Here is a 25,246-nt window from a genome sequence, read left to right on the forward strand (position 1 = left end):
GACCCATCCTGGGCCGTCGCGGGCGCTCGGGGTGAGTGCTAGAAATGGCACATGTCGCAAGGATCCTCGCAGTCCGCGCGCCCGGCGGGTGGCGTGCACCGGGTCGTCGTGATCGTCGACGAGAACTCGAACCCGTTCGAACTCGGCTGTGCCACCGAGGTGTTCGGGCTGCGCAGGCCGGAGGTCGGCCGGGACCTCTACGACTTCCGGCTCTGCTCCCCCGAGCCGGGCGTCCTGATGCGGGACGGGTTCTTCACCCTGACCGGGGTCGCCGGACTGGAGGCGGCCGACACCGCCGACACCCTCATCGTGCCCAACCGCCCCGACGTCGAGGTGCCCCGCCGGCCCGCCGTACTGGACGCCGTCCGTCGGGCGCACGCGCGCGGCGCGCGCCTGGTCGGCTTCTGCAGCGGCGCGTTCACCCTGGCCGAGGCCGGGGTCCTGGACGGGCGCCGGGCCACCGCGCACTGGCAGTGGGCGGATTCCTTCCGGGCCCGGTTCCCGTCCGTCCGGCTCGAACCGGACGTGCTGTTCGTGGACGACGGCGACATCCTGACCGCTGCGGGCAGTGCGGCCGCGCTCGACCTCGGACTGCACCTGGTGCGCCGCGACCACGGCGCCGAGGTGGCCAACGCGGTGAGCCGGCGGCTGGTGTTCGCGGCCCACCGGGACGGCGGCCAGCGGCAGTTCGTGGAACGTCCGGTGCCCGAGCGGCCCGACGAGTCGCTGGCCCCACTGCTGGCCTGGGCCCAGGAACGGCTGGACGCGCCCCTCACCGTCGCCGACCTCGCGGCGCACGGGGCCGTCAGCCCGGCGACCCTGCACCGCCGCTTCCGCGCCCAGTTGGGCACCACCCCGCTGGCCTGGCTCACCGGCGAACGGCTCGCCCTGGCCTGCCGGTTGATCGAGCGCGGCGAGCCCCGACTGGAGGCGGTCGCCCGGCGCAGCGGGCTCGGCACGGCGACCAACCTGCGCGCGCTGATGCAGCGCGAGACGGGCATCTCCCCGTCGGCGTACCGGCAGCGGTTCGGGCCGGGGGGCGAGCTGACGGCGGGATGAGCCGACGACGGGGGTGAGCTGATCGCCGGGGGAGGTGAGCTGACAGCGGGCGCAGCGGCTCGGCGCCGCGAGACCTCCTTCCCGTTCTTCGGATCATCTGCCCCGCCTCAGCAGGCACCGGGGCACCCAAATGGTTTTGACCTTGTCACCGTGACAAGGTGTCCACTTGGGTGCAGGAGGTGGTCCCGATCAACGCCACGAACGCGATCGCGAACGAGAACGAGAACGAGCAGCACACCCGCATGATCAGCGCCCTGGGCGCGGAGGACGCGTCGGTCCGGCTCCAGGCCGCCCTGGCGGTCGGCTCGAACCCCGACCCCGGGTTGGTGGAGCCGCTGGTCCAGCGGTGCTCGGTCGAGCCGGACTTCTTCGTACGGGACATGCTGTCCTGGGCGCTGACCCGCCTACCGTCGGAACTCACCCTGCCCCGGATCCGCCGGGAACTCGACTCCGAGCGCCCCCAGGCCCGCAGTCAGGCGCTGCACACGCTCTCCAAGATCGGCGACCGGAGCGCCTGGCCCTGGATCACCCGCGACCTGCTCCGGGACGCCGACGACGAGGTGGCACGCACCGCTTGGCGTGTCGCGGTCGTCCTCGTCCCGGAGGACGGGAGGGAGGACCTCGCCGACGAACTGGTCCGACAGCTCGGCCGCGGCGACCGCACCGTACGGCTGAGCCTGAGCCGGGCCTTCGTCGACCTCGGCCCGGTGACCGAGACCGCCCTGGAGAAGGCAGCGGCCGACCCCGACCCGGCCGTGGCGGCACACGCCCGCGCCACCGTGCTGCTCCTGCGGGACCCGGAGACCGGGTTCGACGCGGCCGTCTTCGAGGCGCAGCGGCTCACCGCGCTGGGCCCGGAACGAGCGGCTGCCGTCGAGGCTGCGGTGGGAGGCCCGGAGGCCCCGGAGTGCTGATCGGTGATGTCGCCCGCCGCTCGGGCGTGAGCACCCGGATGCTCCGGCACTACGACGCCCTCGGCCTGGTCCGGCCGACCGGCCGCACCGTCGGCGGCTACCGCGAGTACTCCGACGAGGACGTCCGCCGGATCTTCCACGTGGAGTGCCTACGCTCCCTCGGACTCTCGCTCAAGCAGATCGGCCGCGCGCTGGAGGATCCCGCCTTCACGCCGTCCGAGCTGGTCGGCGACCTGATCCGGTGGACGGAGGACCGCCTGGCGCAGGACCAGGAGCTGCTCGGGCGGCTCCGCGCGGTCGACGCCTCGGCGCCCACCGGCTGGCAGGACGTGCTGCGCATCGTCGAGCTGCTCCAGGGGCTCGGCTCCACCAGCGCCGCGCGCCGGCAGCAGGCCGTACTGGCCCGGCCGGAGGGCGTGCCCGTTCCGGCCGAGCTGCTGGCCGGGGCGGTCCTGTCCGAATCCGACCCCAACGTCGCGGGCGCCCTGCGCTGGGCGCTCGCCCGGGCCGGCGGCGACGGCGTGCCGGAACTGGCCGCCGGCCTGCGCTCGGAGGACGTCGACGTCCGGCGGCGCGCGGCACGGGCGCTCGCCGGGATGCCCGAGGCCCCGGGCGCGGCCACGGCCCTCGCGGACGCCCTCGGGGACGAGGACCCGACGGTGCGCGAGCACGCCGCGCTGGCGCTGGGCCGGCGCGGCGTGCCCGCGGCCGTACCGACGCTGGTCGCCATGGTGGTCGAGGGCTCCCACGACGTCGACGCGGCGGAGGTCCTGGGAGCCCTGGCCCGGGACGGTGACGCCGAGGACCGGATCACCACCGCGCTGGCCGACCGACTCGCCGCCCACACCGTGGATTCCGCGGCCCGGATCCGCCTCACCCAGGCCCTGGTCGAACTGCCGGGACCGACCGCGCACGCCCTCCTGCACCGACTGGCGCGGGACGAGGACCACACCGTCGCCCTCGTCGCCTCGGCCTTCCTCGGAGTCCTCGAAGGAGTCCCCGAAGGAGTCCCCGAAGAGCACTCCCCCGTGGGCGGTGACGGTGACGGCGACGGCCCCTGAGGTCCCCCGCCGGCGGCACCCCCCCGGGGGCCGCTACCGGGACGCCGTCAGCCGCTCCTCCGCCACCGGCAGGGACTGGTCCCGCCCGGCACGCCCTCGGTAGGCGAGCCAGCTACCCAGCACGGCCAGCGCGGTCACCGGCCAGGTGGAGATGCTCAACGGGCCGGCGAGCAGCGGATCGACGAGACGGCCCGAGACCTCGCGGGTCAGCGGCAGCGTGAACTCGTTGAGCGACAGGTGCGCCGCGACGGCCGCCCACACCGACCCGGTGGACAACCGGACGGTGGCGATCACCGTTCCGAGCAGCATGGCGGTCACCACGGCGACGGGTACGCCCAGCAGGACCGAATGGCCCGGGTAGCTCCCCCCGAGCGCGGTCATCGGGACGTGCCACGCCCCCCAGATCGCGCCGCCGATCAGCAGGCCGCGGGTCCTGCCGTAACGCAGCAGCCGGGGCAACAGGTAGCCCTGCCAGCCGAGTTCCTCGCCGAAGTACAGCGGCACGGACAGCAGCGCGCTCAGCACGAGCGGCAGGACGGTGGCGGGCCCGGGCAGGTGCGCGGGGGTGTACCAGCCGACCAGTGTGGCCAGCGTCAGGCCGGCCGCGGTGAGGCCGAGCGGGATCGTCAACGCGACCGCGACGGACCGGACTTCACGCCGCCACGGGGTGGCCCTGGCGAGCCCGAGGACCCGTAGCGCCTGGCGCGGCCCCCGGCGGCGCGCGGTCAGTCCGAAGGCGGTCAGCGCCGGCACCAGCATCATCAGGATCATGCACAGCGCCGCGAGCCGCGGCGTCCCCTGCGCGGCGCTCGTCCGGCGGAGGCCGTCCACCCAGAGCGGGATCATGGTGATCCACGCGCCGACGAAACTGATCGACAGGAAGAGGACGAGATCGGAGCGCGAGCCGCCCGAAGTGTCCGTTCGTTTCATGCGTTTCGTGCGATTCATGAGTTTCATGGCGGTGACGCTACGAATCGTGGGGTGGCCCGGGCGATCGTGCAGGCTCGTCGGCCGATGGTGTAGCAGGCTCCACTGCGCCGGGAGGACGAGGAACGGAAGACTGTCCGCCGTGAAAGACGTATCGATGACACGAGCGGGCGCGGCACGCTCGGCCCGTGCCGCCGGGTACTGCACGGCGGTGTTCGCCCGCGGCTTGGCCCTGGTCGTCCTGGTGCCCGTCCTCCTCTACTCGGCCGTGCTCTGCCTGGTCGGCGTGGGTCTGCTCGTCCTGCCGCACGAGCTCCGGCTGCTGCGCCGGCTGGCCGACCGCGAGCGCGACCGGCTGGGACAGTGGGCGGCGAGCTCCACGGCGCCGGCCGGACCGCACGCACGACGGCGACTGATGGCGGTGCTGTCGGACCCGGCGACCGGCCGCGACCTGCGGTGGGCGGCCGCCATGGCGGTCGCCGGCCCCGCGCTCGGGCTGATCGGCGCGGCCCTGTTCCTGTTCCCGGCGGCCGTGCTCGTACTCGTCGGCCTGTGGTGGCTGTTCCCCACGGACGATCCGATCAGGCTGATCCTGAACATCCCGATCGACAGCTGGGGGTCGGCGGTCTACGCCGGGCTGCCCCAGTTCCTGCTGAGCGTGCTGCTCGCCCAGTTCGGCCCGCCGCTGGTCGCCAGGCTGGCGGCGTCCCTGAGCAGGTGGCTGCTCGCCCCCTCGGCCGCCACGGTGCTCGCCGAACGCGTGTCGACGCTGGACCGGACCCGCACCGGGGCGATCGACGCGCACGGCGACGAGCTGCGCCGCATCGAACGGGACCTGCACGACGGCACCCAGGCCCGGCTCGTGTCCCTTGCCATGCAACTCGGGCTCGCCGAGCGGACATTCGGCTCCGACCCCGCTGCGGTCGGCCCGCTGCTGACCCGGGCACGGGAGGGCGCCGAGGAGGCGATGGCCGAGCTGCGCGACGTGCTGCGCTCCGTCTACCCGCCGATCCTCGCCGACCGGGGCCTCGCCGGCGCGGTCTCGGCGGTCGTCGCCCGCTGCCCGGTGCCGGCCACCCTGGAACTCGGCGAACCCGGCAGACCCAGCGAACTCGGCGAACTCGGCGACGTACCGGCGCGCATCGAGGTCGCCGTGTACTTCGCCATCACCGAGGCGCTCACCAACGCGGCCAAGCACGCCCACGCCGGCTCCGTGGCGGTCACCCTGGCCAGGACCGGCGGCTCCCTCCGCGCGGAGATCACCGACGACGGCCGCGGCGGGGCGGCCGAGGGCGGCGGCACCGGACTGCGCGGCATGCGGCAGCGCATCGAGGCGGTCGACGGAGCGCTGCGGATCCAGAGCCCGCCCGGCGGACCCACCGTGATCACCGTGGAGTGCCCGTGCGGATCGTGATCGCCGAGGACAACGCCCTGCTCGCGCAGGGACTCACCGCACTGCTGGAGGCCCTGGGCAACCAGGTGCTCGCCACCACCGAGGACGCCGAATCCTTCGTGACGGCCGCCGTCACCCACCGGCCGGACGTGGCCGTGGTGGACGTCCGCCTCCCGCCGTCCTTCACCGACGAGGGCATCAGGGCCGCACTGCGCGCCCGGGAACACGTCCCCGGCCTGCCGATCCTCGTCCTCTCCCAGTACGTCGAGGACACCTACGCCCGAGAACTCCTCGCCGACGGCACCGGCGTCGGCTACCTGCTCAAGGACCGGGTCGCCCGCGTCGACGACTTCCTCGACGCCCTCCACCGCGTCGCGGCCGGCGGCACCGCACTGGACCCGGACGTGGTCCGGCAGCTGCTCGCGATGCGCGGCAACCCGCTGTCACGACTCACCGAACGCGAACGCGAAGTCCTCGCGATGATGGCCCAGGGCTACGGGAACACCGAGATCGCCGACCGCCTCGTGGTCACCGAGCGGGCCGTGCACAAGCACATCGGAAACATCTTCGTGAAGCTCGACCTCCCACCCGAGGACAGCGGCGACCGCCGCGTCCTCGCCGTCCTCACCCATCTCGGAGCCCCCCAGCGCCGCCCCCGGCAGACGGGACCGGACGGTGACTAGCCGGCACCTGTCCGCCCCGGAATCACTTGGCGCCGGGTGCGGCGGATGCGGCATGCTGCAGGTGAAAGGCAGGTGGCTGTGACCGAGACCGACCCCGAGGACGTACTGAGCAGCTTGCGCTGGCTGGCCATCGAGCGCGCTTCCGGCAATCCCGCCGGGTCGGACCGCCTGATCGCAGCCGGCCTCGACGCCCTTCTCCGTGGGGTGGACTCGCCCTCGCTGGCGCTGCTGGCCGGTCTCGGGCGCAACGAGGAACCGGAGGCCCCTGAGCTGTTCGCCAAGGTCCTCGAAGAGCTCGGCCTCCTGCCCGACCTGCCCACCGACCGTGATCAGGCGCTCTGGGCGATGGCCCGTTGGTGGGCCGGCCTGATCGTGGACGGGAAGCTCGATCCACTGACGGGCGCCGATCTGATCTGGTGGCGTGTCGCGATGGAACTGGGATATCCCGAGGAGCTCCAGAGCCTCGTCCACGGGGCCATCAACGGCGACGACTGGAACGAGAACTGGAACATCCCGCTGGAGCAGATCAAAGGTGAGATCGTCGAAGCCGCCCGCGCCTTCGTGGCGCAAGGTGCGGCCGGCGTCGGCCACTCCACGTCAGACTGACCGGCCGCGAACCTCCTCGACCAGGTCGGACGGGTCGGTGTTGGCGCCGCAGAGCACCACGCAGACCTTCTCCCCGGGCTCGGGCCGGTAGCCGCCCGGCTGACCGGACGTGCCGTTCAGCGCCGCCAGGGCGGTGGCGGCGCCGTGCTCGACGACCACCCGGCGGTCGTCCCAGAGGTCCCGGCGCGCGCGGACGATCTCCGCGTCCGGCACCAACACCGAATGGACACCGTCCAGTTGGGCGACGCCCAGGGCCGTGGCGGAGACCCGTCGGGCGCCGAGCGAGTCGCCCGCGACCGAGTCCACCGTCACATCGACCGGGCGGCCCGCCGCCAGGGCGGCATTCAGCGCGCGGCTGTGCTCCGGCTCCACCGCCACCGTCCGGACGCCGTGCTCCCGGGCGGCGGTGGCTACGCCCGCGAACAGCCCGCCGCCGCCGACCGCGACCACCACGGTGTCCAGGTCCGGGATGCGGTGGTGGATCTCCTCCAGCAGCGTGCCCGCCCCGGCCGCGATCAGCGGATGGTCGTACGCGTGCGCCGCGAGAGCCCCGGCCTCGGCCGCGAACTCCTCGCACGCGGCCAGCGCCTCGGCGTACTCCGTGCCCACCAGCCGCACGTCGGCGCCGAGGCCGCGGAGCTTGGACACCTTCACCGCCGGCGCCGTGGCCGGCACGAACACCGTTGCCCGCACGTCCTGTTGCCGCGCCGCCCAGGCGCACGCCAGCCCGGCGTTCCCCCCGGAGGCGATGGTCACCCCCACAGCGGGCAGGGTTCCGGCCTCACGGTGCGCCTGGAGGAAGTTCTGCGCACCACGGGCCTTGAACGACCCGGTGTGCTGCATGAACTCCAACGCCAGCCACAGCTCGCCGGACCGCTCGGGAGACGGATCGACCGCCGTCAGGGCGACCGGGCGGACGCGCCCCGCGATCCGCTCGGTGGCGGCCTCGATGTCGCCGTACGTGAGGTGGTGCACTTCGCTGCTCCTGCCGATGGGGGATCACGACCAGGCGACGATCATGCCCGGGCCGGCCGGGCCGGGGAAAGGGCCGCCGGTTCGAGCCGGTCCAAGAACTCCCGGACGCCGTCGACCCGACGGTACGGCGCGAACGCCGGCCCGAGATCGCGCACCAGGGCGACGCACCGCGGGGCACCGATCCGGGTGGCCAGGTCCAGCGACTCCCGGGTGACGGCGAGCGCCTGCTCGACGTCCCCGGACTGCAGGTACCCGTTGGCCTGGTAGGTCAGGAACACCCCGCGCGTCTTGTCCCGGGCCCGGGGCAGGAGGGCCACCCCCTCGGCGATGCGGGCGTGGGCCTCGCCGGTGCGGCCGAGGTCGAGCAGGCACCGGCCCGAGTCCACGGCCAGGTCCGCCGGGCCCATCCACGCACACCAGTCCGGCGCCGGGTCGACGGACCCCGCCCCGAGCGCGGCCTCGGCCTCCGCCAGATCGCGGTAGCAGGCGGCACGGTCCCCGAGGGCGGCGTGCGCCCTGGCGCGGCGCAGCAGCAGGAGCGACCTGGCGGTCGGGTGCCGCGTCCCGGACAGGGCGTACCCGAGCTGGTCGACGGACACCTTCGGCTCGCCCAGCCAGTTCGACTGGTAGGCGAAGTCGGAGAGCACCCCGGCGCCGTGGTCGCGGTCGCCCGCCGCATGGGCGGAGTGCAGGGCGGCACCCCAGAGCTTGCCGGCGGCCCAGTGCCGCCCGTGGTCGAAGCGGTACCAGCCGCAGGCGGTCGCGAGCGCGGCCGCCAGCAGGTGGAGCCGTCGACCGATGGTGTCACCGTAACGGCCCTCCGCCATCAGGTCGGTCACCGTGGTCAACTGAGCGTCCATCAACTTGATGGTGTGCTGCCGCCGTTCGGTCGGCATGGCCGTCAACTGCCGGCTGGTCTCCTCCAACCAGTCCACCAGCCCGGAGTCCACCTGCCTCCCGCCGAGCGCCGACCCGAGCCGGTCGGGCTCGATCGCGGCCCACTGCGCGGCGAGCCCTGCCAGTGCGACGGCGCTGTACGTCATGAAGCTGCGACGGTCCATGAGAGCCCTCTGTGCGTCGTGGAGTGTTCGAACGGTATGGGCGGAGCCCAGCGGCAGCGGCTCGTCCCGCCCGGGCAGCCAGTACGGCCAGCCGTACGCCTCCAGTTCCGACACCGTGACGCCGAAGACCTCGGCGATCAGCAACTGGGAGTCGAGGTTCGGCGTCTTGCGCCCGTTCTCCCACCGGCTCACGGCCGCCTTGTCGGCCCCCGAGCGCAGCCCGTGCCCACGAGCGGCCCGGTCCATCAGGGCGGCGAGTTCGCCCTGCGACCAACCGCGCAGTTCACGCGCGTAGGCGAGGGGGTGCCGGATCGGGTCGTCCACGGGCCAATCCCATCATCGACAGTGCCCGCGAGCCTACCGCCGACAAGGGCGGGACAACCCCGGGACCACCGACAATGCCTGTTCGGCGACGACAAGTTGGGCTGTACTCGCACTACACCGAAGAACTTCCTCCACGAATGGAAGGAGTCCGCGCATGAAGCGATGCGCCGCAATCACCGGCCCCGGGCATCAGGCCGCCGAAGAAGAAGAGACGACGACGCCCGTGCCGTGGGGCACCCGGCGCATGGGACCGTACTCGGCCACCACCACGGTCCCCCGGTTCACGCCCGTGATCGACCCCGAAACCCAGATCGCGGTCATCGTGGACGAGCACGGCCGCTCGGTCGAGCTGGGCAGCCACGGCACCAGCACGAGTGGCCTGACGCCCACCACGACCACCCCCGGTGACGGGGCCGGTCCGGGCGGTGCGACCGACGCGGACAGCACCGAGTCGTACGACCAGGACCAGAGTTCCGGCTGATGGGTGACAGCAGGTCGGTGCTGGTACTGACCAACCCCCATGACGTGACGGCGGACGTGGTGTTGCGGCTGCTCGCCGAACGCCGGGTTCCCGTGGTCCGCCTCGATCCCGGCACCGACCTGCACGCGGGTGCCTCGCTGACCGCCAGGTACCGCACTGGCGAGCAGCGGGGCATCCTGCGCACGGCGAGCCGGGAGCTCGACACCACCCGGATCCGCTCCGTCTGGGTCCGCAGGCCGTCCCCGTACGAGGGACCGCCCGGGTTGAGTCACCAGGATCGCCGGTTCGCCGCAGAGCAAGCGCTCTGGGGCACGGGAGGCATCCTCGCGTCCCTGCCCGGCGCGCACTACGTCAACCATCCGTGGCGGAACCGGGCCGCCGAGTTCAAACCCGTGCAACTCTCGACCGCACGACGCTGCGGACTCCTGGCGCCCGACACCGTGATCACCAACGAGCCGCACGAGGCACGGAGGTTCGCCGCTCGTCAGCACGGTGGCGTGGTCTACAAACCGCTGTGGAACACGCCCTACCTCGTGGACGACCAGCCGCACAGCGTGTGGGTCCGGGATGTGCGGGCGGACGAGATCACCGACGCCGTGTCCGTCTGCCCGCACATGTTCCAGGCCAAGGTGGACAAGGCGTTCGACGCACGGGTGACCGTCGTGGGCGGTCGGGCGTTCGGGGTCCGGATCGACAGCCCTGATCTGGACTGGCGTCACCGCCAGGACCTCATGACGTGCACACCGGTCGAGGTACCGGAGCCGATCGCCCGTTCGGTCGTCGCCTACCTCGCTGAACTCCTTTTGGTCCACGGTGCGTTCGACTTCGCCGTAACCGCCGCCGGCGAGTGGTACTTCCTTGAGTGCAACCCGAACGGCCAGTGGGCGTGGCAGCCTGCCCAGACCACTGCCGCGATCGCCCACGCCATCGCCGACCAACTGGAGAAAGGCCCCGACACGTGAGCACGGCAACTCAGCTCCGCGCTGCCCTGGCGGACGGACTCACCGAGGACGGCATCCTCACGGATCCCGAGTGGAGCAGCGCTGCCAGGGCGGTGCCCCGCGAGCTGTTCACGCGGTCCTACTTCCGGCCGGTGGCAGGCAGCGTCCCCACCCGCTACCGCCCCGTCCGGGAGGGCGAGCCCGGCTGGCTGGAGGGGGTCTACTCCGACGAAACGCTGATCACTCAACTCGACGGCCGCACCCGGCCCGACGACGTGACCGAGGGCACCGTGCCCGGCTCCCCGTCGTCCTCGTCCACCCTGCCCTCGCTGGTGCTGCGCATGTGGCATCAGCTCGACGTCGAAGCCGGACACCGGGTGCTGGAGATCGGCACCGGAACCGGCTATTCGACCGCGCTCGGCACCCACCGCCTCGGGGACACCCGTCTCACCAGCATCGAGTACGACCCGGTGGTGGGCGCGGCAGCGGCGGCAGCACTCAAGGCAGCCGGGCTCGCGCCACGGCTGATCATCGGGGACGGGCTGCGCGGGGATCCGGACGGCGGGCAGTACGACCGCCTCATCGCCACCTGCTCGGTCCGGTACGTCCCGCTCCCGTGGCTGCACCAGGTGAGGCCGGGAGGCAAGATCCTGGCCACCCTGTCCGGGTGGGGCTACGCCAACGCCCTCGCACTGCTCGATGTGACCGGCCCCGGTGAGGCCACCGGCCGTTTCCTGCCCGGCTACACCAGCTTCATGATCGCCCGGCCCCATGACCGGCCGCCCCGATCGACGCTGGCCCTGCTGCCGGGAGAGGAGAGCCTGAGCCGGATCGACCCCGCGAAGCTCGACGACTGGACCGGCAGCTGGGTCGCGCAGCTCGCGGCGCCCTCGGCGGAACGCATGGGAGCGGGAGCGGAACAGATCCTCTTGGACGTGTCCACCGGCTCGCAGGCCCGGACGGCACCCGACCCGAAGGGCGGGTGGACCGTCGTGCAGCGCGGTCCCGTCCGTCTGTGGGATCAGGTCGAGCGGGCGATGCAGCACTGGCAGGCCGCCGGCGAACCCCACCAGCAGGAGTTCGGCATCACGGTCTCCGCCGCCGGACAGCGGGTGTGGCTCCGTACCGAGGACGGGCCCGGCTGGAACCTGCCGATCTGACGCACAGCGGTCCTGGCCACTCTGCCCGCCGCGCCCGGGGGCCGGGCGCGGCGGGCGGAGTGCCGGGCTGCTCAGTGGCGGTGCTGGTTGTCGGGCTGGGCCGGGTCGCCGGGGTGTTCCAATCCCTCGACCAGGGTGAGGCGTTGGGCGCGTTGGTGGTCGAGCCAGCGGACGAACTCCGCTCTGCGGGCAGCCTCCCGAAGGACCGGGGTGGGGTCGGGGTTCTGCGGGATGGTGAGGGTGGCGAGGAGCATCGCCGTCCAGGGGCCTACGGTGACCCACTCGCCCGGCGGGGCCTCGCGGAGGGCCTCGGCGAGGGCCTCCGGGAGGGTGTCGGGGTCGGCTTCGAAGCCGCCGTCGGGGAGGGCGAGGTGCCAGCGGGTGGCCGGTGGGCGGGCGGTCATGCCCCGGTAGTGGGCGATGTCCTCGGGTGCGGGCTCGATGTCGGCGGTCACGGATTGATAGACGGCCCGGACGGCCGCGCTGCCCTCGTAGGCCGCCGCCGTGATGGAGCCGAGCTCGACGGCCGCTTGTTGGTCCAGGCGGGCGGGGCCGGAAGACGCGACCGGCAGCCCCCGCTCGGCGGCGACCACCTCACAGAGGGCCTCGGTCAGCAGCACCTGCGCGACCCACCGCGTGAGTTGCCGATCCTCCGAACTGCCGGGCTGCGGCAGGGCGGTGGAGCGCGGGCCGGTCCGCAGGGCGGCGAGGCGCACGTCGAGGGCGGTGCGCGGGATCGGGCGCCCGTCGAGCAGGCCGAGGGTCATGCCTCCACCACCAGGGCGACGGTCGGGGCGTACTGGCAGCGGCCGAACCACATCACCTTGGCCAGGGCCCAGTACGCGCCGGGGTCGGCGGACTCGGGGGCGGTGACCGCGAAGTCGACGGTGACGGCGGAACCGGCCGGGACGGCGAAGCCGCGCACCGGGTCGGCGATCGCCTCCCAGGTGCCCCACGGGGACACCAGTTGCAGCTCACCGCGGATCTCCCCGCGCGTGCGGTTGGTGAGGGTGAGGCTGAGAACGGCACGCCCGCCGGGGGCGACCCGCAGGAGCTCGTCGGAGACGTCCACGGACAGTCCGGTGTCCCGTCCGGTCGTCGCCTTGGTGCCCTGGGCGGCCGTCCAGTCCTCGGGGGCGTCCCCGACGACGGGCAGCAGCCCGGGCAGCTCGCCGACGGCGATCGACACCACGTCCTCGATCTGCTGCCCGTCGTGCTCGATCCGGACAGCGGCGAAGTGCAGCCCGGGTTCGACGTCCGACGGCGGCGTCAGGGTCACCGGGAACCGCAGGTGACCGCCGGCCGTCAGCCGGTACGGGCGGCTGCCGACGCTGCTCGCCCAGCCCTCCGGCGGCAGCACCACCGCCGTGCCCTCGACGGCGGCGTCCCGCAGCTGCGAGGAGAGCGCGACCGAGAGCGTCACCGTCTCCCCCGCCGTCCGCAGCAGCCCGGGCGAGGCACCGACCGACACCGGCAGGTAGCCGAGCGGTGCCGGGCCCCGGTTGTGCAGCCAGTAGCGGGCGTGGACGGGCTGGGCGGGTTCGGCCACCGGGCCGAGTACCGGACCCTCGGAACGGGCCACGACGCCGGGAACCCCGAGCAGGGTGACGATCTGCGAGCCGGCCAGGTCCAAGTCGGCCGGGCCCTGGGGGCGTTCCAGCAGGTCGGCGGAGCGCAGGTCGGTCAGGCCGAGCGCGCCGCCGAGCCGTGCCGTCCGTCCGAGGCCGGTCGACTCGACCAGCCGGACGGTGAGGTCGTCGCCCCCGGGGGACGCCGAGCCGTGGGCGATCGGGTTCCCCACCGGCTTGAGCGCGCCGAGCAGCACCTCGCGCTGCGGCTCGACCCGCAGCCAGGAGAGGGTCCCGGGCAGCGGCCCGTCCTGCGGCGCGGACACGAACCGCGCGTACAGCGGGTGGTTGAACTCCTGCCCCTGCGCAGGCAGCGTCTGGGCCCGCCAGTCGCCGTCACCACCGACCAGCGCATAGCTGAACTCATGGGTCCAGTGCTGGAGTTGGAAGGAGGCGCCGTCCGGCAGGGTGCGCCGGGGCGGGTCGATCCAGACGCCGGACGGCCAGCCGGTGCAGGAGCGCATCAGCGACAGGTGCAGCGCGCCGGTGGTGTCCACGGCGAAGCCGGGCAGCCCGAAGCTGAGCAACGCCACGGTGTGGTCGGCGAGTTGATCGGTCACGACCGCCGGGCAGACGGCGGTGATCCGGGCGTCCGCGAGGTCGTCCACCAGGGCCGGCACATCGGCGACCACCAGGGCCGGCAGGGCGCGCAGGTCGCGCAGGTCGGCGTCCGGCCGCCAGACCTCGGCGAGCGGGGTGAGCGCGGGCACCCACACCGCGCCGTGCGCCTTCAGCGCGGCCGCGTACTCCTCTCCCGCCTGATCGATCAACTCCCGTGCCGCGTCGTTGACTTCCGAGCCGCCGACGACGATCCGGAAGTCCGGCAGGTTGGAGTCGACGTCCAGCCAGCCGTACCGCGCCCAGTCCGCCCCCGAGGTGGTGGCGGTGACGCCGACCCGGGCGAGGGCGACCACCAGCGGGCGGGCGTCGGCGGCGTCGTCCAGCGCGGGGACCACCACCTCGGCCACGCCGAGTGCCCGTGCGCCGGTGACCTCGCCGGTGGCGGAGGTGAGCACGGCGCGCGCTGTGGCGCCGAGGCCGAACCAGGTGTTGGCCGGGTTGTCCAGCGTCCACGGCGCCTCCGCCGAGTCGACGTCGGGCATCGCGAAGCCGCGCCCGACGACCGCCCCGGCGACCTCGCTGACCGGCAGCCCGCCGGGGACGTCCACCGGGAAGCGCAGCCGCAGCAGCCGGTCGGCGCCGGAGTAGTCGAGGACCCTGGTCCGGCAGTCGACCCGGTCCAGGCCGCGCCAGAGCGTCACCGTCTGCTCGTAGCGGAGGCCGTCGACCGTGCCGCCGATCACCAGCCGCTCGCCGAGCGGGCCGGTCTCGCGGCGGACGGAGCCGGCGGCGGCCCCGGAGCCGGCCACCGGCCCGCTCGGCACCAGGTGCCACGGGCCCTCGCCGAAGTCGGGGTGCTGGGGGTACTCCTGGTACACCCGCAGTTCGTTGCCGATCAGGCCGTCCTGGATCAACTCCCGTCCGTGCAGCAGGTCGTAGACGGAGGACAGCCCGCCGCCCCGCGCCGGGTCGGCCGTCACCCGGTACCGGCCGTTGGTGATCACCCCACCGGGCGCCTCGACCCAGGCCGGCTCGGGCTCCCCGGGAACCAGCCGCCAGGTGCGCCACCCGAGCGCGGGCACGTCCGCCGCCAGGAACCGCAGCATCCCCCGGTCGACGGCGCTCGGCACCGGCGCGCCCGTCTCGTCCAGCACGCGCACCGACTCGACGCCGGACGGCAGTTCAACCGTGACCAGGCCCGTCCGGTCGAAGGACAGCGTGTTGGTCACCACCACCGCCGCACCCACGCCCACCACCGAACCGGGGCCCACCGCCGAACCGGGGCCGGCCGTGGAGCCCCCCACCGCGGACATCCCCACCGTGGAGATCCGGGCCGTCAGCGCGTCCAGCGCCGCGTCCCGGACGGCCGCGGCGAGGTCGTACGCCTCCCGCCAGCCGCCGAGCAGGTCGAGGTACACCTGGTCCGACTCGCTGCCCGTGATCGCGTCGTGGTGCGCGCCGTAGGCGAGTTGGCGCCACACTTTGTCGAGCGCGGCGGCCGGGTAGCTGCCGAGCCCGTTGACGACGGCCAGCGCGGCGAGCTTCTCCGCGTCCACCGCCGCGACCTCGCCCGCCCGTTGGGCCTGCTTGGTGTCGATGTAGGAGACGTCCTTGCCGGTGTACACCGGGTTCATGTCGCGGGTCTGCGGGCTGGGCCGGCGGCCGGTGGCGGCGAGTTCGGCCCGGACGGCGTCCAGGAAGTCGCGCGGGGTGGCGCAGACGAAGCGCGGCCACAGGTACTTGTCGGCCCAGGAGCGGTGGATCGCGGTGACCCACTTGTTCGGCGGGGTGTAGTCCGTCCCCACCGGCAGCAGCAGGTTCTTCGTCGCCCCGACCGGCTTGAGCTTCCGGTACAGCTCGTACACGGCCTGCTCGGCGGTGGCGAGGTCGGGCGAGGAGTCCATCCACCAGCCGGCCGAGTAGTGGTGCGGCATGTAGTGGGTGAGCACGCCCTCGCCGCCGGGGGCGATCCACTCGAACTCGCTGGGAAACTGCATCACCCGGGCGTCGTCCTTGCCCTGGCGGAAGTTCTTCTGGATCGGGCCCCACTGGTGGAACGGCCCGCGGGCCCAGGCGCTGCCGGTGAGCCCGGCCGCGGCGAGGTGGCCGGGGAACTGCGGGTCGTGCCCGAACACGTCGAGCTGCCAGGCGGTTTGCGGGTCGCCTCCGAGGATGTCGCGCTGGTAGCCGATGCCGTAGACGATGTTGCGGATGGTGGTCTCGGCGCCGGTGAGGTTGGTGTTGGGCTCGTTGTAGGTGCCGCCGACGAGTTCGACCTGCCCGCGCTCCAGCAGCGTCCGGAGCACCGAGCGCCGCTCCGGGTGCTGGTCGAAGTACGGCTTCAGGTAGTCGACTTCGGCGAGTACGAACTTGTACACCGGGTCCCGTAGGGCGAGGTCCAGGTGGGCGTCGACCAGGGCGAAGCCGTTGCGCTCCCACAGCGGCCGGGTGGTGGCGTCGGCGGAGAGCAGCTCCCACGGGGAGGTGTAGGCGGCCTGGGTGTTCCACCAGACCGGGTCGTAGTGGAAGTGGGAGACCAGGAACATCGTCCAGCCGGGCTCCGCGACCTCCACCACACCGGCAGCCTCACTGGACAACGCCCTCACCTTGACGGGCAGTTGGGAGCCGACGGCCGCTCCGGTGATCTCCAGCGGGACTTCGACCAGCCCCGTGCCGGTCGCCTCGCCGCGAACACCCGCCCCGCTGACGGTGATCCGGGCGGCCGGCCCCTCGACCGTGACCCGCAGCAGCTGGCGCGGGGCGTCCTCGGGACCGGTGAAGAGGTCGGTGCTCTCGACGGCGGTGATGGTGGTGACCGGCACGGGGGTGGTCCTTTCGGTACGGAGGCCTACTGGCCCCAGGCCTCGAACTCGTAGATACGGGCGGCCGGATCGCTGTTCTGGGTGGGCTTGGTGACGACCAGCCGGACGTAGCGGGCGGTGGTGTCCACCGGGTGGGTGGTGGTGCCCGCGGTGTTGCCGGTCACGGTGGCGACGGTCGTCCACGGGTCGGTGGTCCTGGAGCGGGTCTGGATGGAGAAGTCCCGGGTGTTGTACGAGGCGCTCTCGCCGCCCGCCTGGGCGTGCTTGACCACGAACTTGTCCAGCTTCTTCGCCGAACCGAGGTCCACCTCGAGCCACTTGGACCCGCTCAGGGTGCACCACTTGTCGCTGGTACCGCCGTTGACGCTGCCGTTGACGGCCTTGGCCGGGCCCTCGTTGGCGTTGCACTGGCCGGAGGCGGTGGCGGGGCGCTTCAGCGCCAGGTTGGTCGACGTCGAGGGCGGCGAGCCGTCCCAACCGACCGTGGTGGAAGCGACGTTGGAATGCCCGTAGGTGGTGGACACCGCCTCGACGTCCAGCGTGGTGGTGGCCTCTGTACCCGCCCGGTCGAGCTTCCCGACGAAGTACGCGTCGTTGGGCGTGGCCCCCAGGAAGGTGCGGGTGCCGTCCGGGTTGCGCCGGTACACCTCGTAGTGGTGGACGTTGCCGCCGGGCGCCGCCGTCCAGGAGAGCCGCAGCGACTGGCTGGCGCCGGCCGTCACGTCGCTCGCGCCGAGCACGGTCAGCCCGCCCGGCGCCGCCGGGGTCTCCACCGCGCCGTCGTAGAGGGCGACTTGGCCGACTCGCAGGTCGTACGAGGGATCCGATCCGGCCGCCTGGAGGGCGAGCTGGGAGATGGTGCGGCCCGCGTACCGGGAGAGGTCGAGGGTGTGCCGCTCCCAGCCGGTCCCGGAGTTGTCCCCGACGTCCACGGTGGTGAAGCTGCCCGGGGCGTCGGTGAAGGAAACCGCGGCCTTGAGCCTGGTCGGGCCGGCGGCCGGGGTCTTGACCACCAGGTCGAGCTTGGTGTTCGCGGCGACCGGCAGCTTGGTCTGGTACAGCCGTACGGTGTTGGTGGCGTCCAGGGTGCCGGTCAGCCGCAGCGAGGAGCCGCCCTGGTAGGCGTCGGTGAAGTCGACCGACGGCCTCAGCTTGCTGCCGCTGGAGTCGACCACCCAGCGGTAGGTCGGCGGGACGTCCTGCAGTGAGAGGTTGTTCCAGCCGCCGGTGGCGACCCGGGTGCCGGCCGCGTTGTAGAAGTCGCCCTGGCCGGTGTCGAAGTTGGTGACGAAGGGTTTGGCGGTGATCGGCGAGGACTCGGCGACGTAGCCGGCCAGACCGGGCCAGCTGCTGGAGAGGTCGGTGTTCGACGGGTCGTTCTTGGCGCCGACCCAGTAGCGGGCGTCCTTGGCGTAGAAGTCGGCCCGGTCGGTGGCGGACTTCCAGGTCCACTCGGGGCGGTAGAGGCCGAGCGAGGTGGTGTGCGGCTGCCCGGACGGGAAGAGGGTGTTCCAGTCGACGGAGGTGTTGTAGCCGTTCGCCTCGGTGTCGATGCCGGAGTACAACTCGTACTCACTGCGGCCGAGTTTCCGGGCCAGGGTGCGGGAGGAGTCCAGACCGTCGGACGTCCAGCCGAAGTTGAGGAACATCGAGTCCGAGGTGCGCTTCGGACCGTCCTGCAGGAACGGCGAGTTGGCGGAGGTGAGGGCGTTCTGCCAGTCCACCGCGCCCGAGGTGGTCATCGCGTCGTACCACATGAACTCGGTGCCGCTCTGCGCCTTGGTGTACTGCATCAGGTCGCGCAGGTCGGTGGCGAGGCCCGCGTCGCCGCCGCTGGTCTCCTGGTTGATGAACCAGCCGTCGAAGCCGTAGTACTGGGCGGCCTGGGTGAGCTTGTCGGCGACGGGGTAGCGGCCGCCGGACTTCTGGACGAAGTCGCGCACCCACTGGAGCTGGCCGCCGTACGCGGCGGGCGGGAAGAAGACGGTGCCGTAGACCTTGACGCCGTTGCGGTGGGCGGCGTCGATCACGGTCGGGTTCGGCGCGAGGACCAGGCCCTCGCCGGCCGAGCCGCCCCAGAACACCAGCTTGTCGACGTACTGCCAGTAGCCGAAGGCGTAGTAGTTGGGGTCGGCGGAGCCCTGGGAGGGGTTGTTGGAGGTGGGGCCGAAGGAGACCAGCGAGGCGATCTTCCCCTCACCCGCCCTGGCGTTGGGGTTGGCGGCCAGGGCCGGGTCGCTGGTGCGGGGCTGGAGCGGGACGCGGGAGCGGTTGAACCGGGCGTCCGGGTCGGTGGCCGGGTCCCAGTTGAGGATCGAGCTGGGGTACCAGTAGGAGGCGTACGGCTGGCTGCCCGAACCGGCTGTCGCGGTCGTGGCGGCGGGGGCGGTCGCGGCTGCGGGAGCGGCGGCGGGCCCGGTCGCGGCGGCGGGCGCCGGGGCCGGTCTCGGTGCGGCCCCGGCCGAGGGGGCTGCCCCGGCCGAGGGGGCGGCCGTCAGCGCGGCCGTCGCGAGCGCGGCGCTGAGCAGCAGGGGGAGGCGTCGTGACATGCGGTGGCTCCGATCGAGCGGAGGGAGTGGGGGCGGGCCGCCGCCGTCGCGGACGGGGGCCCGGCTGCATGTGGGCGTGCCGGTACTGAGCGGTGGAGTCGCAACGAGCGGACCTCCCGGGGGGCCGGGACCGGTACGCACCCAGGGCGGAGCCCGCTCGGCGCAGCGAGGCTAAACCGGTTCAGAACGACTGTCAACGGCTCGCGCAGCAACCACTCCACGGAGCTACGACGCGCCGCGCTGACCGCCGTACGACGCGCCCCCCGGCGGCGAGGTCGACTCCCGCACCGTCAGCCGGGGCGTCGGCATCTGCAGGTCCCGCCCGGCTCCCGCCCCGTCCAGCGCCTCCAGCAGGCTGCGGGCGACCTGCTCGCCGAGCGCGAAGGTGTCCCGGCTGAGCGCGGTCAGCGGCGGGTGGACGATCCGGGCGAGCACCGAGTCGTCGAAGGAGACGATGGACAGCTCCCCGGGCACCGCGACGCCCATCTCCCCGGCCACGCCGAGCCCGGCGACGGCCATCACGTCGCTGTCGTAGACGATCGCGGTGGGCCGCCGGGGCCGGGAGAGCAGGGTACGGGTGGCCGCCGCGCCCTCGGCGTCGCTGAAGTCGGTGGGCACCGACAGGGCCTCCTCCAGGCCGAGCCGGCGCGAGGCGTCGCGCAGCGCGCGGATCCGGCGCTGGGTGTGCTGGAAGTGCGGCAGCCCGGCGAGGTGGGCGATCCGGCGGTGTCCGATGGCGGCGAGGTAGTCGACGATGGAGAGCATCGCCTCCCGGTCGTCGGCCCAGATCCGCAGCTGGTTGCCGCCCTTGCCGGGGCCGCCCAGCACGACGGCGGGCAGCCCGAGTTCGTCCAGGACGGGCAGTCGGGGGTCCTTGACCTGGAGGTCCACCACGATGAAGCCGTCCACCCGGTGTTCGGAGGCCCAGCGCCGGTAGACCTCGATCTCGGCGGCGGTGTCCTCGACCACCATCAGGTGCAGGGCGATCGAGCTGGCCGAGAGCACCGCCTGCAGGCCGGACAGCAGTTGGCTGAAGAACGGCTCGACGCCGATGGTGCGGGCGGGGCGGGCGATCACCAGGCCGACGGCGTCGGACCGGGCCCCGCCGAGGGCGCGGGCGGCGCTGTGCGGGCGCCAGTTCATCTCCTCGGCGACCCGCAGGATCCGGTCCCTGGTCGCCTCGCTGACACCCGGGCGGCCGTTGAGCGCGAAGGAGACCGCGCCCTTGGAGACACCGGCCTGGCGCGCGATGTCGGCGATCGTCGGTCTGCCCACAGAACCCGACTCCTCTCTTGACAGCCAAGTTTAGGCGGGAGCATAGTCCCTGCCAGAGCTAGACCGGTTTAGTTAGTCAGTTTCTGGAACTCGACACAACCCAAGAACGCGCAAACCCGCGAGCTCACCGTCCACGTGCACCCACCCCGGACGCATCACCCCGGACACCCACCCGAGCTCGCCGCGATCCCCCACCCACCCCAGGACCGGGAGACCCTCATGCGAAGAATCTGGGCGGCACTGACCACGACGGCCCTCACCGCGGCGGCCCTCACCGGCTGCGGACTCGGCTCCGGAGACACCAAGAGCAGCGACAACGTGGCGAGTGCGGCCGCCACCGGTGAGGTCAAGGGCAAGGTCTCGATCCAGACCTGGTCACTCAAGCCGAAGTTCACCGACTACATGCAGGGCGTGATCGACGGCTTCAAGAAGAAGTACCCCGGCGTCGAGGTCGACTGGCTGGACCAGCCCGGCGAGGGCTACGCCGACAAGGTGCTCAGCCAGGCCGCCTCCGGCACCTTGCCCGACGTGGTCAACCTCCCGCCGGACTTCGCCTTCCCGCTGGCCAGGAAGGACGTCCTGCTGGACGTCGCCAAGGCCGACCCCAAGCTCGCCAACGAGTACGTGGCCGGCGGCGTGGACGCCTACCGCTACCACGGCTACCAGGGCACCTTCGGCTACCCCTGGTACCTCAACACCGATGTGAACTACTGGAGTTCGGACCTCCTCGACAAGAACGGACTGGACCCGAAGAAGCCCCCGGCCAACCTGGACGAACTCATCGCCCAGGCCCGGGTGATGAAGGAGAAGTCCGGCGGCCAGACCTACCTGATGAGCCGCAAGCCGGGCCTCGGCGACCTCTACAACATCGGCGTGAAGATCATGGCCGACGACGGCAAGTCCTTCACCTTCAACACCCCCGAGGCCGCCGCCCTGCTCGACAAGTACCGGGCAGCCTTCAAGGACGGCCTGATGCCGAACGGGGTGCTCACCGACACCTACGCCGGCAACTCCAAGCTGTTCAGCGCCGGCACCGCGGCCTGGACCACCGGCGGCGGCAACTTCATCACCAGCCTCGCCACCGACAACCCCTCGCTGGCGCCGAAGGTCGTCCCCTCCCCCGCGATGGGCACCCCGCCGCTGTACGTCCAGGGCCTGTCCATCCCCAAGAACACCAAGAACCCGGCCGCCGCGGTGGCGCTCGCCCGCTGGGTGACCAGCCCGGAGAACCAGGCCGCCTTCGCCCACCTGACCAGTGTCTTCCCGTCCACCAAGGCCTCCGCGAACGACCCCTTCTTCAGCAAGAGCGACGGCACCAACGCGGGCGACGCGAAGGTGATCGCCTTCAACTCGCTCGCCAAGGCCCAGCTGATCCAGCCGGTCGAGGTGGACGACGCGATGGGCACCATCGTCAAGCAGCAGTTCGCCCTCGCCATCGGCGGCCAGGCCAGCTCCAAGCAGGCGCTGGACACGGCCGTCGAGCAGTGCGACAAGCTGCTCAAGGGCTGACCCACCCACCCCGGCACCACCCCGCACCACCCCGCACCGGCACCACCCCGCACCACCCCACCCCACACCACACCCCCCCCGGTGACTCCCGTACCGGCGCAGCGGCGGGCCTCCCCCACGCCCGCCGCCCCGGGAATGACCCGTACCGCCCCGGCCCCCGGAAGGCCCAGGGCCCAGCCCCAGGAAGGCCCCGCATGACCCACCGGCGTTGGTTCACCCCCTGGCTGCTCGCCGGCCCCGCGATACTCTGGCTGGCCGTCTTCAACCTCTGGCCGGCCGTCAACACGGTGATCCTGTCCTTCACCAACGCCAAGCCCATCGGCGGCGGGCACTTCACCGGCCTGGAGAACTACGGCCGCCTGCTGGACGACGCCCAGCTCGCCGACGCCCTGCTGAACAGCATCGTCTTCATGCTGGTCTGCCTCCCGCTGCTGACCGTCCTGCCGCTGCTGCTCGCCCTGCTCGTCCAGCGCCGGATCCCCGGCATCACCTTCTTCCGCACCGCCTTCTACACCCCGGTGATCGCCTCCGCCGTCGTGGTGGCGCTGATCTGGGGCTGGGTGCTGGACGACCGGGGCCTGGTCAACGGCCTGCTCCAGCAGACCGGCCTGGCCGACTCCCCCGTCTCCTTCCTCACCGACCGCTGGCTGCTGCTGTTCAGCGCGATCGCCCTGACCGTCTGGAAGGGCCTGGGCTACTACATGGTCATCTACCTGTCCGCCCTCGCCAACGTCCCGCGCGAGCTGCACGAGGCGGCGGCCGTGGACGGCGCGAGCTCGCTGCGCCGCTTCTGGCACGTCACCCTGCCCGGGGTGCGGCCGACCATGGTGCTGATCTCCGCGCTGATCTCGGTGAGTTCGCTGCGCGTCTTCTCCGAGCTGTACGTACTCTCCAACGGACAGGGCGGCCCCGGCGGCCGCGACATGTCGGTGGTGATGCTGATCCAGATGTACAGCCGCGGCTTCAACGGCCACCTGGGCTACGCCTCCGCGCTGAGCCTGCTGCTGTTCGTCATCACCCTCGGCCCGATGCTGTTCCTGATGCGGCTGAACCGGAAGGCGGCCTGACCCCGTGACCACCCTCCGCCCGAAGACGGCCCGCGGCTTCAACACGTCGTCCCCCGCCCGGACCGCCGCCCGCTACCTGCTGCTCCTGCTCGTCCTGCTGCTGGTCATCGGCCCCTTCCTGTGGCAGCTGTCCACCGCCCTCAAGGGCCCCACCGAGGACGTCTACACCCGCACCCCGGCCTTCCTGCCCGAGCAGCCGACCCTCGGCAACTTCGGCAAGGTCGCCGACACCATCCCGGTGTGGACGTACGCCCTCAACTCGCTGACCGTCGCGGCCGTCTGCATCACCGGCAACGTGGTCGGCTGCACCCTGGCCGGCTACGCCCTGGCCCGGCTGCGCTTCCGCGGCGCCAGGCTGGTGCTCGGACTCTTCCTGGCCACCCTGGTGCTGCCCGGCGAGGTCACCATCGTCTCCCAGTACGTACTGGTGCGCGGTCTCGGCCTGGCCGACAGCCTGGCCGGCGTGGCCCTGCCCGGGGCGATCGCCATGCTCAACGTGCTGCTGATGCGCACCGCCTTCGCCGCCGTACCACTGGAACTGGACCAGGCCGCGCTGGTGGACGGCGCCAACGTCTGGCAGCGGCTGTGGTACATCGGTCTGCCGAACGTGCGCGGCATGCTCAGCGTGATCGTCATCTTCACCTTCATCGGCGCCTGGGACGACTTCCTCTGGCCGCTGATCGTGCTCAACGACCCGCAGAAGTACACCCTGACCGTCGGGCTCCAGTACCTCAACGGCACCTTCTCCGCCAACCCCCGGCTGATCGCGGCCGGCACCATGATCGCCTTCCTGCCGATCGTCGTGGTGTTCGCCGTCTGCCAGCGCTTCTTCTTCAAGGGCGTCGAGGAGGGAGCCGTCAAGGGCTGAGCCCTCCAAGGGCGGGAACACCGTCCGTACGCCCCGAACCAGTTGAGGTAGCCCCCGTGCCAACCCCCGTGACCGCCACCCCGCAGCCCCCGCGCTTCGGCGTCAACTACACCCCCAGCTCCGGCTGGTTCCACCACTGGCTCGACTTCGACCTGGAAGCCGTGCGCGCCGACTTCGACTCCGTCGCCGCCCTCGGCCTGGACCACGTCCGGGTCTTCCCGCTGTGGCCGCTGTTCCAGCCCAACCGCACCCTGATCCGCCCGCGCGCCGTCGAGCAGCTGACCGCCCTGGTGGACGCGGCCGGCGAACGCGGCCTGGACGTCGCGGTGGACGGCCTCCAGGGCCACCTGTCGAGCTTCGACTTCCTGCCGTCCTGGACCCAGACCTGGCACCGCCGCAACCTCTTCACCGACCCCGAGGTGCTGGACGGCCAGGCGGAGTACCTGCGCACCCTCGCCGGGGCGCTGAGCGAGCGGGCGAACTTCCTCGGGATGACGCTCGGCAACGAGATCAACCAGTTCTCCGGCGCCCCGCACCCCGATCCGGACCGCTGCACCCCCGCCGAGGCGGAGGCCTGGCTGCGCCGGATGCTCGCCGCCTGCGAGCAGGGCGCGCCCGGCCGGCTGCACCTGCACGCCTCCTACGACGCCGCGTGGTACCTGGACGAACACCCGTTCACGCCCTGGCACTCGGCCCGCCTCGGCGCCGCCACCGCTGTGCACTCCTGGGTGTTCAACGGCACCGCCCAGCGCTACGGCGCCCACTCCACCGCCACCGCCCAGCACGCCGCCTACCTGGTCGAGCTGTCCAAGGCCTGGGCCGACGACCCGGCCCGCCCGGTCTGGCTGCAAGAGGTCGGCGCGCCCGCCCCGCACATCACCGCCGCGGACGCGGCCCGGTTCACCGGCGCCACCGTCGAGGCCGTACTGGACTGCCCGGACGTCTGGGGTGTCACCTGGTGGTGCTCCCACGACGTGGACCGCTCGCTCGCCGACTTCCCCGAACTCGAGTACAGCCTCGGCCTGTTGACCACCGAGCGGAGGGTCAAACCGGCCGGCGCCCGGCTCGCCGAGGCCGCCGCCGAGGCCCGCCGGAGCTGGCAGCCGCCCGAGCCGCGCAGCACCGCCGTGGTGGTCGCCACCGGCGACGAGGTCACCTCCCCCCGCCGCGCGGACTGCGGCCCCGGCGGCCCGGTGTACGAGGCCTTCATGCGCCTCGCCGAGGCCGGCGCCCGGCCGACCACCGTGCTCGCCGAACGCGCGGAGGACGCGCCGCACCTGGCCGCGCGCGGCATCACCGAGGTGGTCCACCCCTCCGACGTACGTCCCCTGTAAGCACCCCAGCCGTCAGTACCCCAGCTGTCAGTACCCCAGCTATCAGTA

The 25,246-nt window shown here is 72.6% G+C and carries 20 protein-coding genes; 13 read left to right on the forward strand and 7 right to left on the reverse strand.

Going from position 1 to position 25,246, the window contains the following annotated elements:
* Window positions 1–51 precede the first annotated feature (51 nt).
* The 3 genes from ACZ47G_RS06290 to ACZ47G_RS06300 all read left to right on the forward strand — a co-directional run bounded on the left by ACZ47G_RS06290 (window position 52) and on the right by ACZ47G_RS06300 (window position 3,034).
* Window positions 52–1,059 carry a GlxA family transcriptional regulator gene (locus ACZ47G_RS06290; RefSeq protein ID WP_465740297.1) on the forward strand — a complete coding sequence of 336 codons (1,008 nt, stop codon included), beginning with the start codon at window positions 52–54 and terminating at the stop codon, window positions 1,057–1,059.
* Between the two features lie 242 nt (window positions 1,060–1,301).
* The gene (locus ACZ47G_RS06295; RefSeq protein WP_465740558.1) at window positions 1,302–1,973 is read left to right on the forward strand and encodes a HEAT repeat domain-containing protein; all 672 of its coding nucleotides are present in this window, start codon (window positions 1,302–1,304) and stop codon (window positions 1,971–1,973) included.
* The gene (locus tag ACZ47G_RS06300) at window positions 1,967–3,034 is read left to right on the forward strand and encodes a HEAT repeat domain-containing protein (RefSeq protein WP_465740298.1); all 1,068 of its coding nucleotides are present in this window, start codon (window positions 1,967–1,969) and stop codon (window positions 3,032–3,034) included. The genes ACZ47G_RS06295 and ACZ47G_RS06300 overlap by 7 nt, the downstream gene beginning before the upstream one ends.
* Window positions 3,035–3,067: 33 nt before the next feature.
* Here the strand turns inward: ACZ47G_RS06300 and ACZ47G_RS06305 are convergent, their stop codons facing one another.
* Window positions 3,068–3,964 (reverse strand): CPBP family intramembrane glutamic endopeptidase, encoded by an 897-nt coding sequence (locus ACZ47G_RS06305; RefSeq protein ID WP_465740299.1) that lies wholly within the window; start codon window positions 3,962–3,964, stop codon window positions 3,068–3,070.
* A 154-nt stretch (window positions 3,965–4,118) separates the two neighbouring features.
* Between ACZ47G_RS06305 and ACZ47G_RS06310 the strand changes: the two genes are divergently transcribed.
* From ACZ47G_RS06310 to ACZ47G_RS06320, 3 genes are all read left to right on the forward strand, one after another.
* Window positions 4,119–5,375: a sensor histidine kinase gene (locus ACZ47G_RS06310; protein ID WP_465740300.1), complete on the forward strand. Its 1,257-nt coding sequence runs from the start codon at window positions 4,119–4,121 to the stop codon at window positions 5,373–5,375.
* Window positions 5,363–6,037: a LuxR C-terminal-related transcriptional regulator gene (locus ACZ47G_RS06315; protein WP_465740301.1), complete on the forward strand. Its 675-nt coding sequence runs from the start codon at window positions 5,363–5,365 to the stop codon at window positions 6,035–6,037. Before ACZ47G_RS06310 ends, ACZ47G_RS06315 begins: the two co-directional genes overlap by 13 nt.
* Window positions 6,038–6,115: 78 nt before the next feature.
* The gene (locus ACZ47G_RS06320; protein WP_465740302.1) at window positions 6,116–6,643 is read left to right on the forward strand and encodes a hypothetical protein; all 528 of its coding nucleotides are present in this window, start codon (window positions 6,116–6,118) and stop codon (window positions 6,641–6,643) included.
* On the opposite strand, the gene ACZ47G_RS06325 is transcribed toward ACZ47G_RS06320, so the two are convergent.
* The gene (locus ACZ47G_RS06325; protein WP_465740303.1) at window positions 6,635–7,618 is read right to left on the reverse strand and encodes a serine/threonine dehydratase; all 984 of its coding nucleotides are present in this window, start codon (window positions 7,616–7,618) and stop codon (window positions 6,635–6,637) included. The genes ACZ47G_RS06320 and ACZ47G_RS06325 overlap by 9 nt on opposite strands.
* A gap of 41 nt (window positions 7,619–7,659) precedes the next feature.
* Window positions 7,660–9,003 (reverse strand): helix-turn-helix transcriptional regulator, encoded by a 1,344-nt coding sequence (locus tag ACZ47G_RS06330; RefSeq protein ID WP_465740304.1) that lies wholly within the window; start codon window positions 9,001–9,003, stop codon window positions 7,660–7,662.
* Window positions 9,004–9,157: 154 nt separating this feature from the next.
* On the opposite strand from ACZ47G_RS06330, the gene tgmA reads away from it, so the two are divergent.
* From tgmA to tgmC, 3 genes are read left to right on the forward strand one after another with little or no spacing between them, the layout of a single operon-like run.
* Complete coding sequence (gene tgmA, locus ACZ47G_RS06335; RefSeq protein ID WP_465740305.1) at window positions 9,158–9,484, forward strand: putative ATP-grasp-modified RiPP; 327 nt, start codon at window positions 9,158–9,160, stop codon at window positions 9,482–9,484.
* Window positions 9,484–10,446 (forward strand): ATP-grasp ribosomal peptide maturase, encoded by a 963-nt coding sequence (tgmB, locus tag ACZ47G_RS06340; RefSeq protein WP_465740306.1) that lies wholly within the window; start codon window positions 9,484–9,486, stop codon window positions 10,444–10,446. The genes tgmA and tgmB overlap by 1 nt, the downstream gene beginning before the upstream one ends.
* Window positions 10,443–11,585 carry an ATP-grasp peptide maturase system methyltransferase gene (gene tgmC, locus ACZ47G_RS06345; RefSeq protein WP_465740307.1) on the forward strand — a complete coding sequence of 381 codons (1,143 nt, stop codon included), beginning with the start codon at window positions 10,443–10,445 and terminating at the stop codon, window positions 11,583–11,585. The genes tgmB and tgmC overlap by 4 nt, the downstream gene beginning before the upstream one ends.
* Before the next feature lie 71 nt (window positions 11,586–11,656).
* Here the strand turns inward: tgmC and ACZ47G_RS06350 are convergent, their stop codons facing one another.
* From ACZ47G_RS06350 to ACZ47G_RS06365, 4 genes are all read right to left on the reverse strand, one after another.
* Entirely contained in the window at window positions 11,657–12,352 is a 696-nt protein-coding gene (locus ACZ47G_RS06350) for a DUF7158 domain-containing protein (RefSeq protein WP_465740308.1), read from the reverse strand.
* Window positions 12,349–16,596: a glycoside hydrolase family 38 N-terminal domain-containing protein gene (locus ACZ47G_RS06355; RefSeq protein WP_465740309.1), complete on the reverse strand. Its 4,248-nt coding sequence runs from the start codon at window positions 16,594–16,596 to the stop codon at window positions 12,349–12,351. Before ACZ47G_RS06355 ends, ACZ47G_RS06350 begins: the two co-directional genes overlap by 4 nt.
* A 26-nt stretch (window positions 16,597–16,622) precedes the next feature.
* Window positions 16,623–19,145 carry an endo-beta-N-acetylglucosaminidase gene (locus tag ACZ47G_RS06360; RefSeq protein WP_465740310.1) on the reverse strand — a complete coding sequence of 841 codons (2,523 nt, stop codon included), beginning with the start codon at window positions 19,143–19,145 and terminating at the stop codon, window positions 16,623–16,625.
* Window positions 19,146–19,370: 225 nt separating this feature from the next.
* Entirely contained in the window at window positions 19,371–20,420 is a 1,050-nt protein-coding gene (locus tag ACZ47G_RS06365) for a LacI family DNA-binding transcriptional regulator (RefSeq protein WP_465740311.1), read from the reverse strand.
* A gap of 219 nt (window positions 20,421–20,639) precedes the next feature.
* On the opposite strand from ACZ47G_RS06365, the gene ACZ47G_RS06370 reads away from it, so the two are divergent.
* The 4 genes from ACZ47G_RS06370 to ACZ47G_RS06385 all read left to right on the forward strand — a co-directional run bounded on the left by ACZ47G_RS06370 (window position 20,640) and on the right by ACZ47G_RS06385 (window position 25,198).
* Window positions 20,640–21,929 (forward strand): ABC transporter substrate-binding protein, encoded by a 1,290-nt coding sequence (locus ACZ47G_RS06370; protein ID WP_465740312.1) that lies wholly within the window; start codon window positions 20,640–20,642, stop codon window positions 21,927–21,929.
* 194 nt (window positions 21,930–22,123) lie between these two features.
* Window positions 22,124–22,996: a carbohydrate ABC transporter permease gene (locus tag ACZ47G_RS06375; protein WP_380460827.1), complete on the forward strand. Its 873-nt coding sequence runs from the start codon at window positions 22,124–22,126 to the stop codon at window positions 22,994–22,996.
* 4 nt (window positions 22,997–23,000) lie between these two features.
* Entirely contained in the window at window positions 23,001–23,864 is an 864-nt protein-coding gene (locus tag ACZ47G_RS06380; protein WP_465740313.1) for a carbohydrate ABC transporter permease, read from the forward strand.
* Between the two features lie 56 nt (window positions 23,865–23,920).
* Window positions 23,921–25,198: a glycoside hydrolase 5 family protein gene (locus ACZ47G_RS06385; protein WP_465740314.1), complete on the forward strand. Its 1,278-nt coding sequence runs from the start codon at window positions 23,921–23,923 to the stop codon at window positions 25,196–25,198.
* Window positions 25,199–25,246: the final 48 nt, after the last annotated feature.

The sequence above is a fragment of the Kitasatospora sp. NPDC030952 genome (assembly GCF_055571335.1).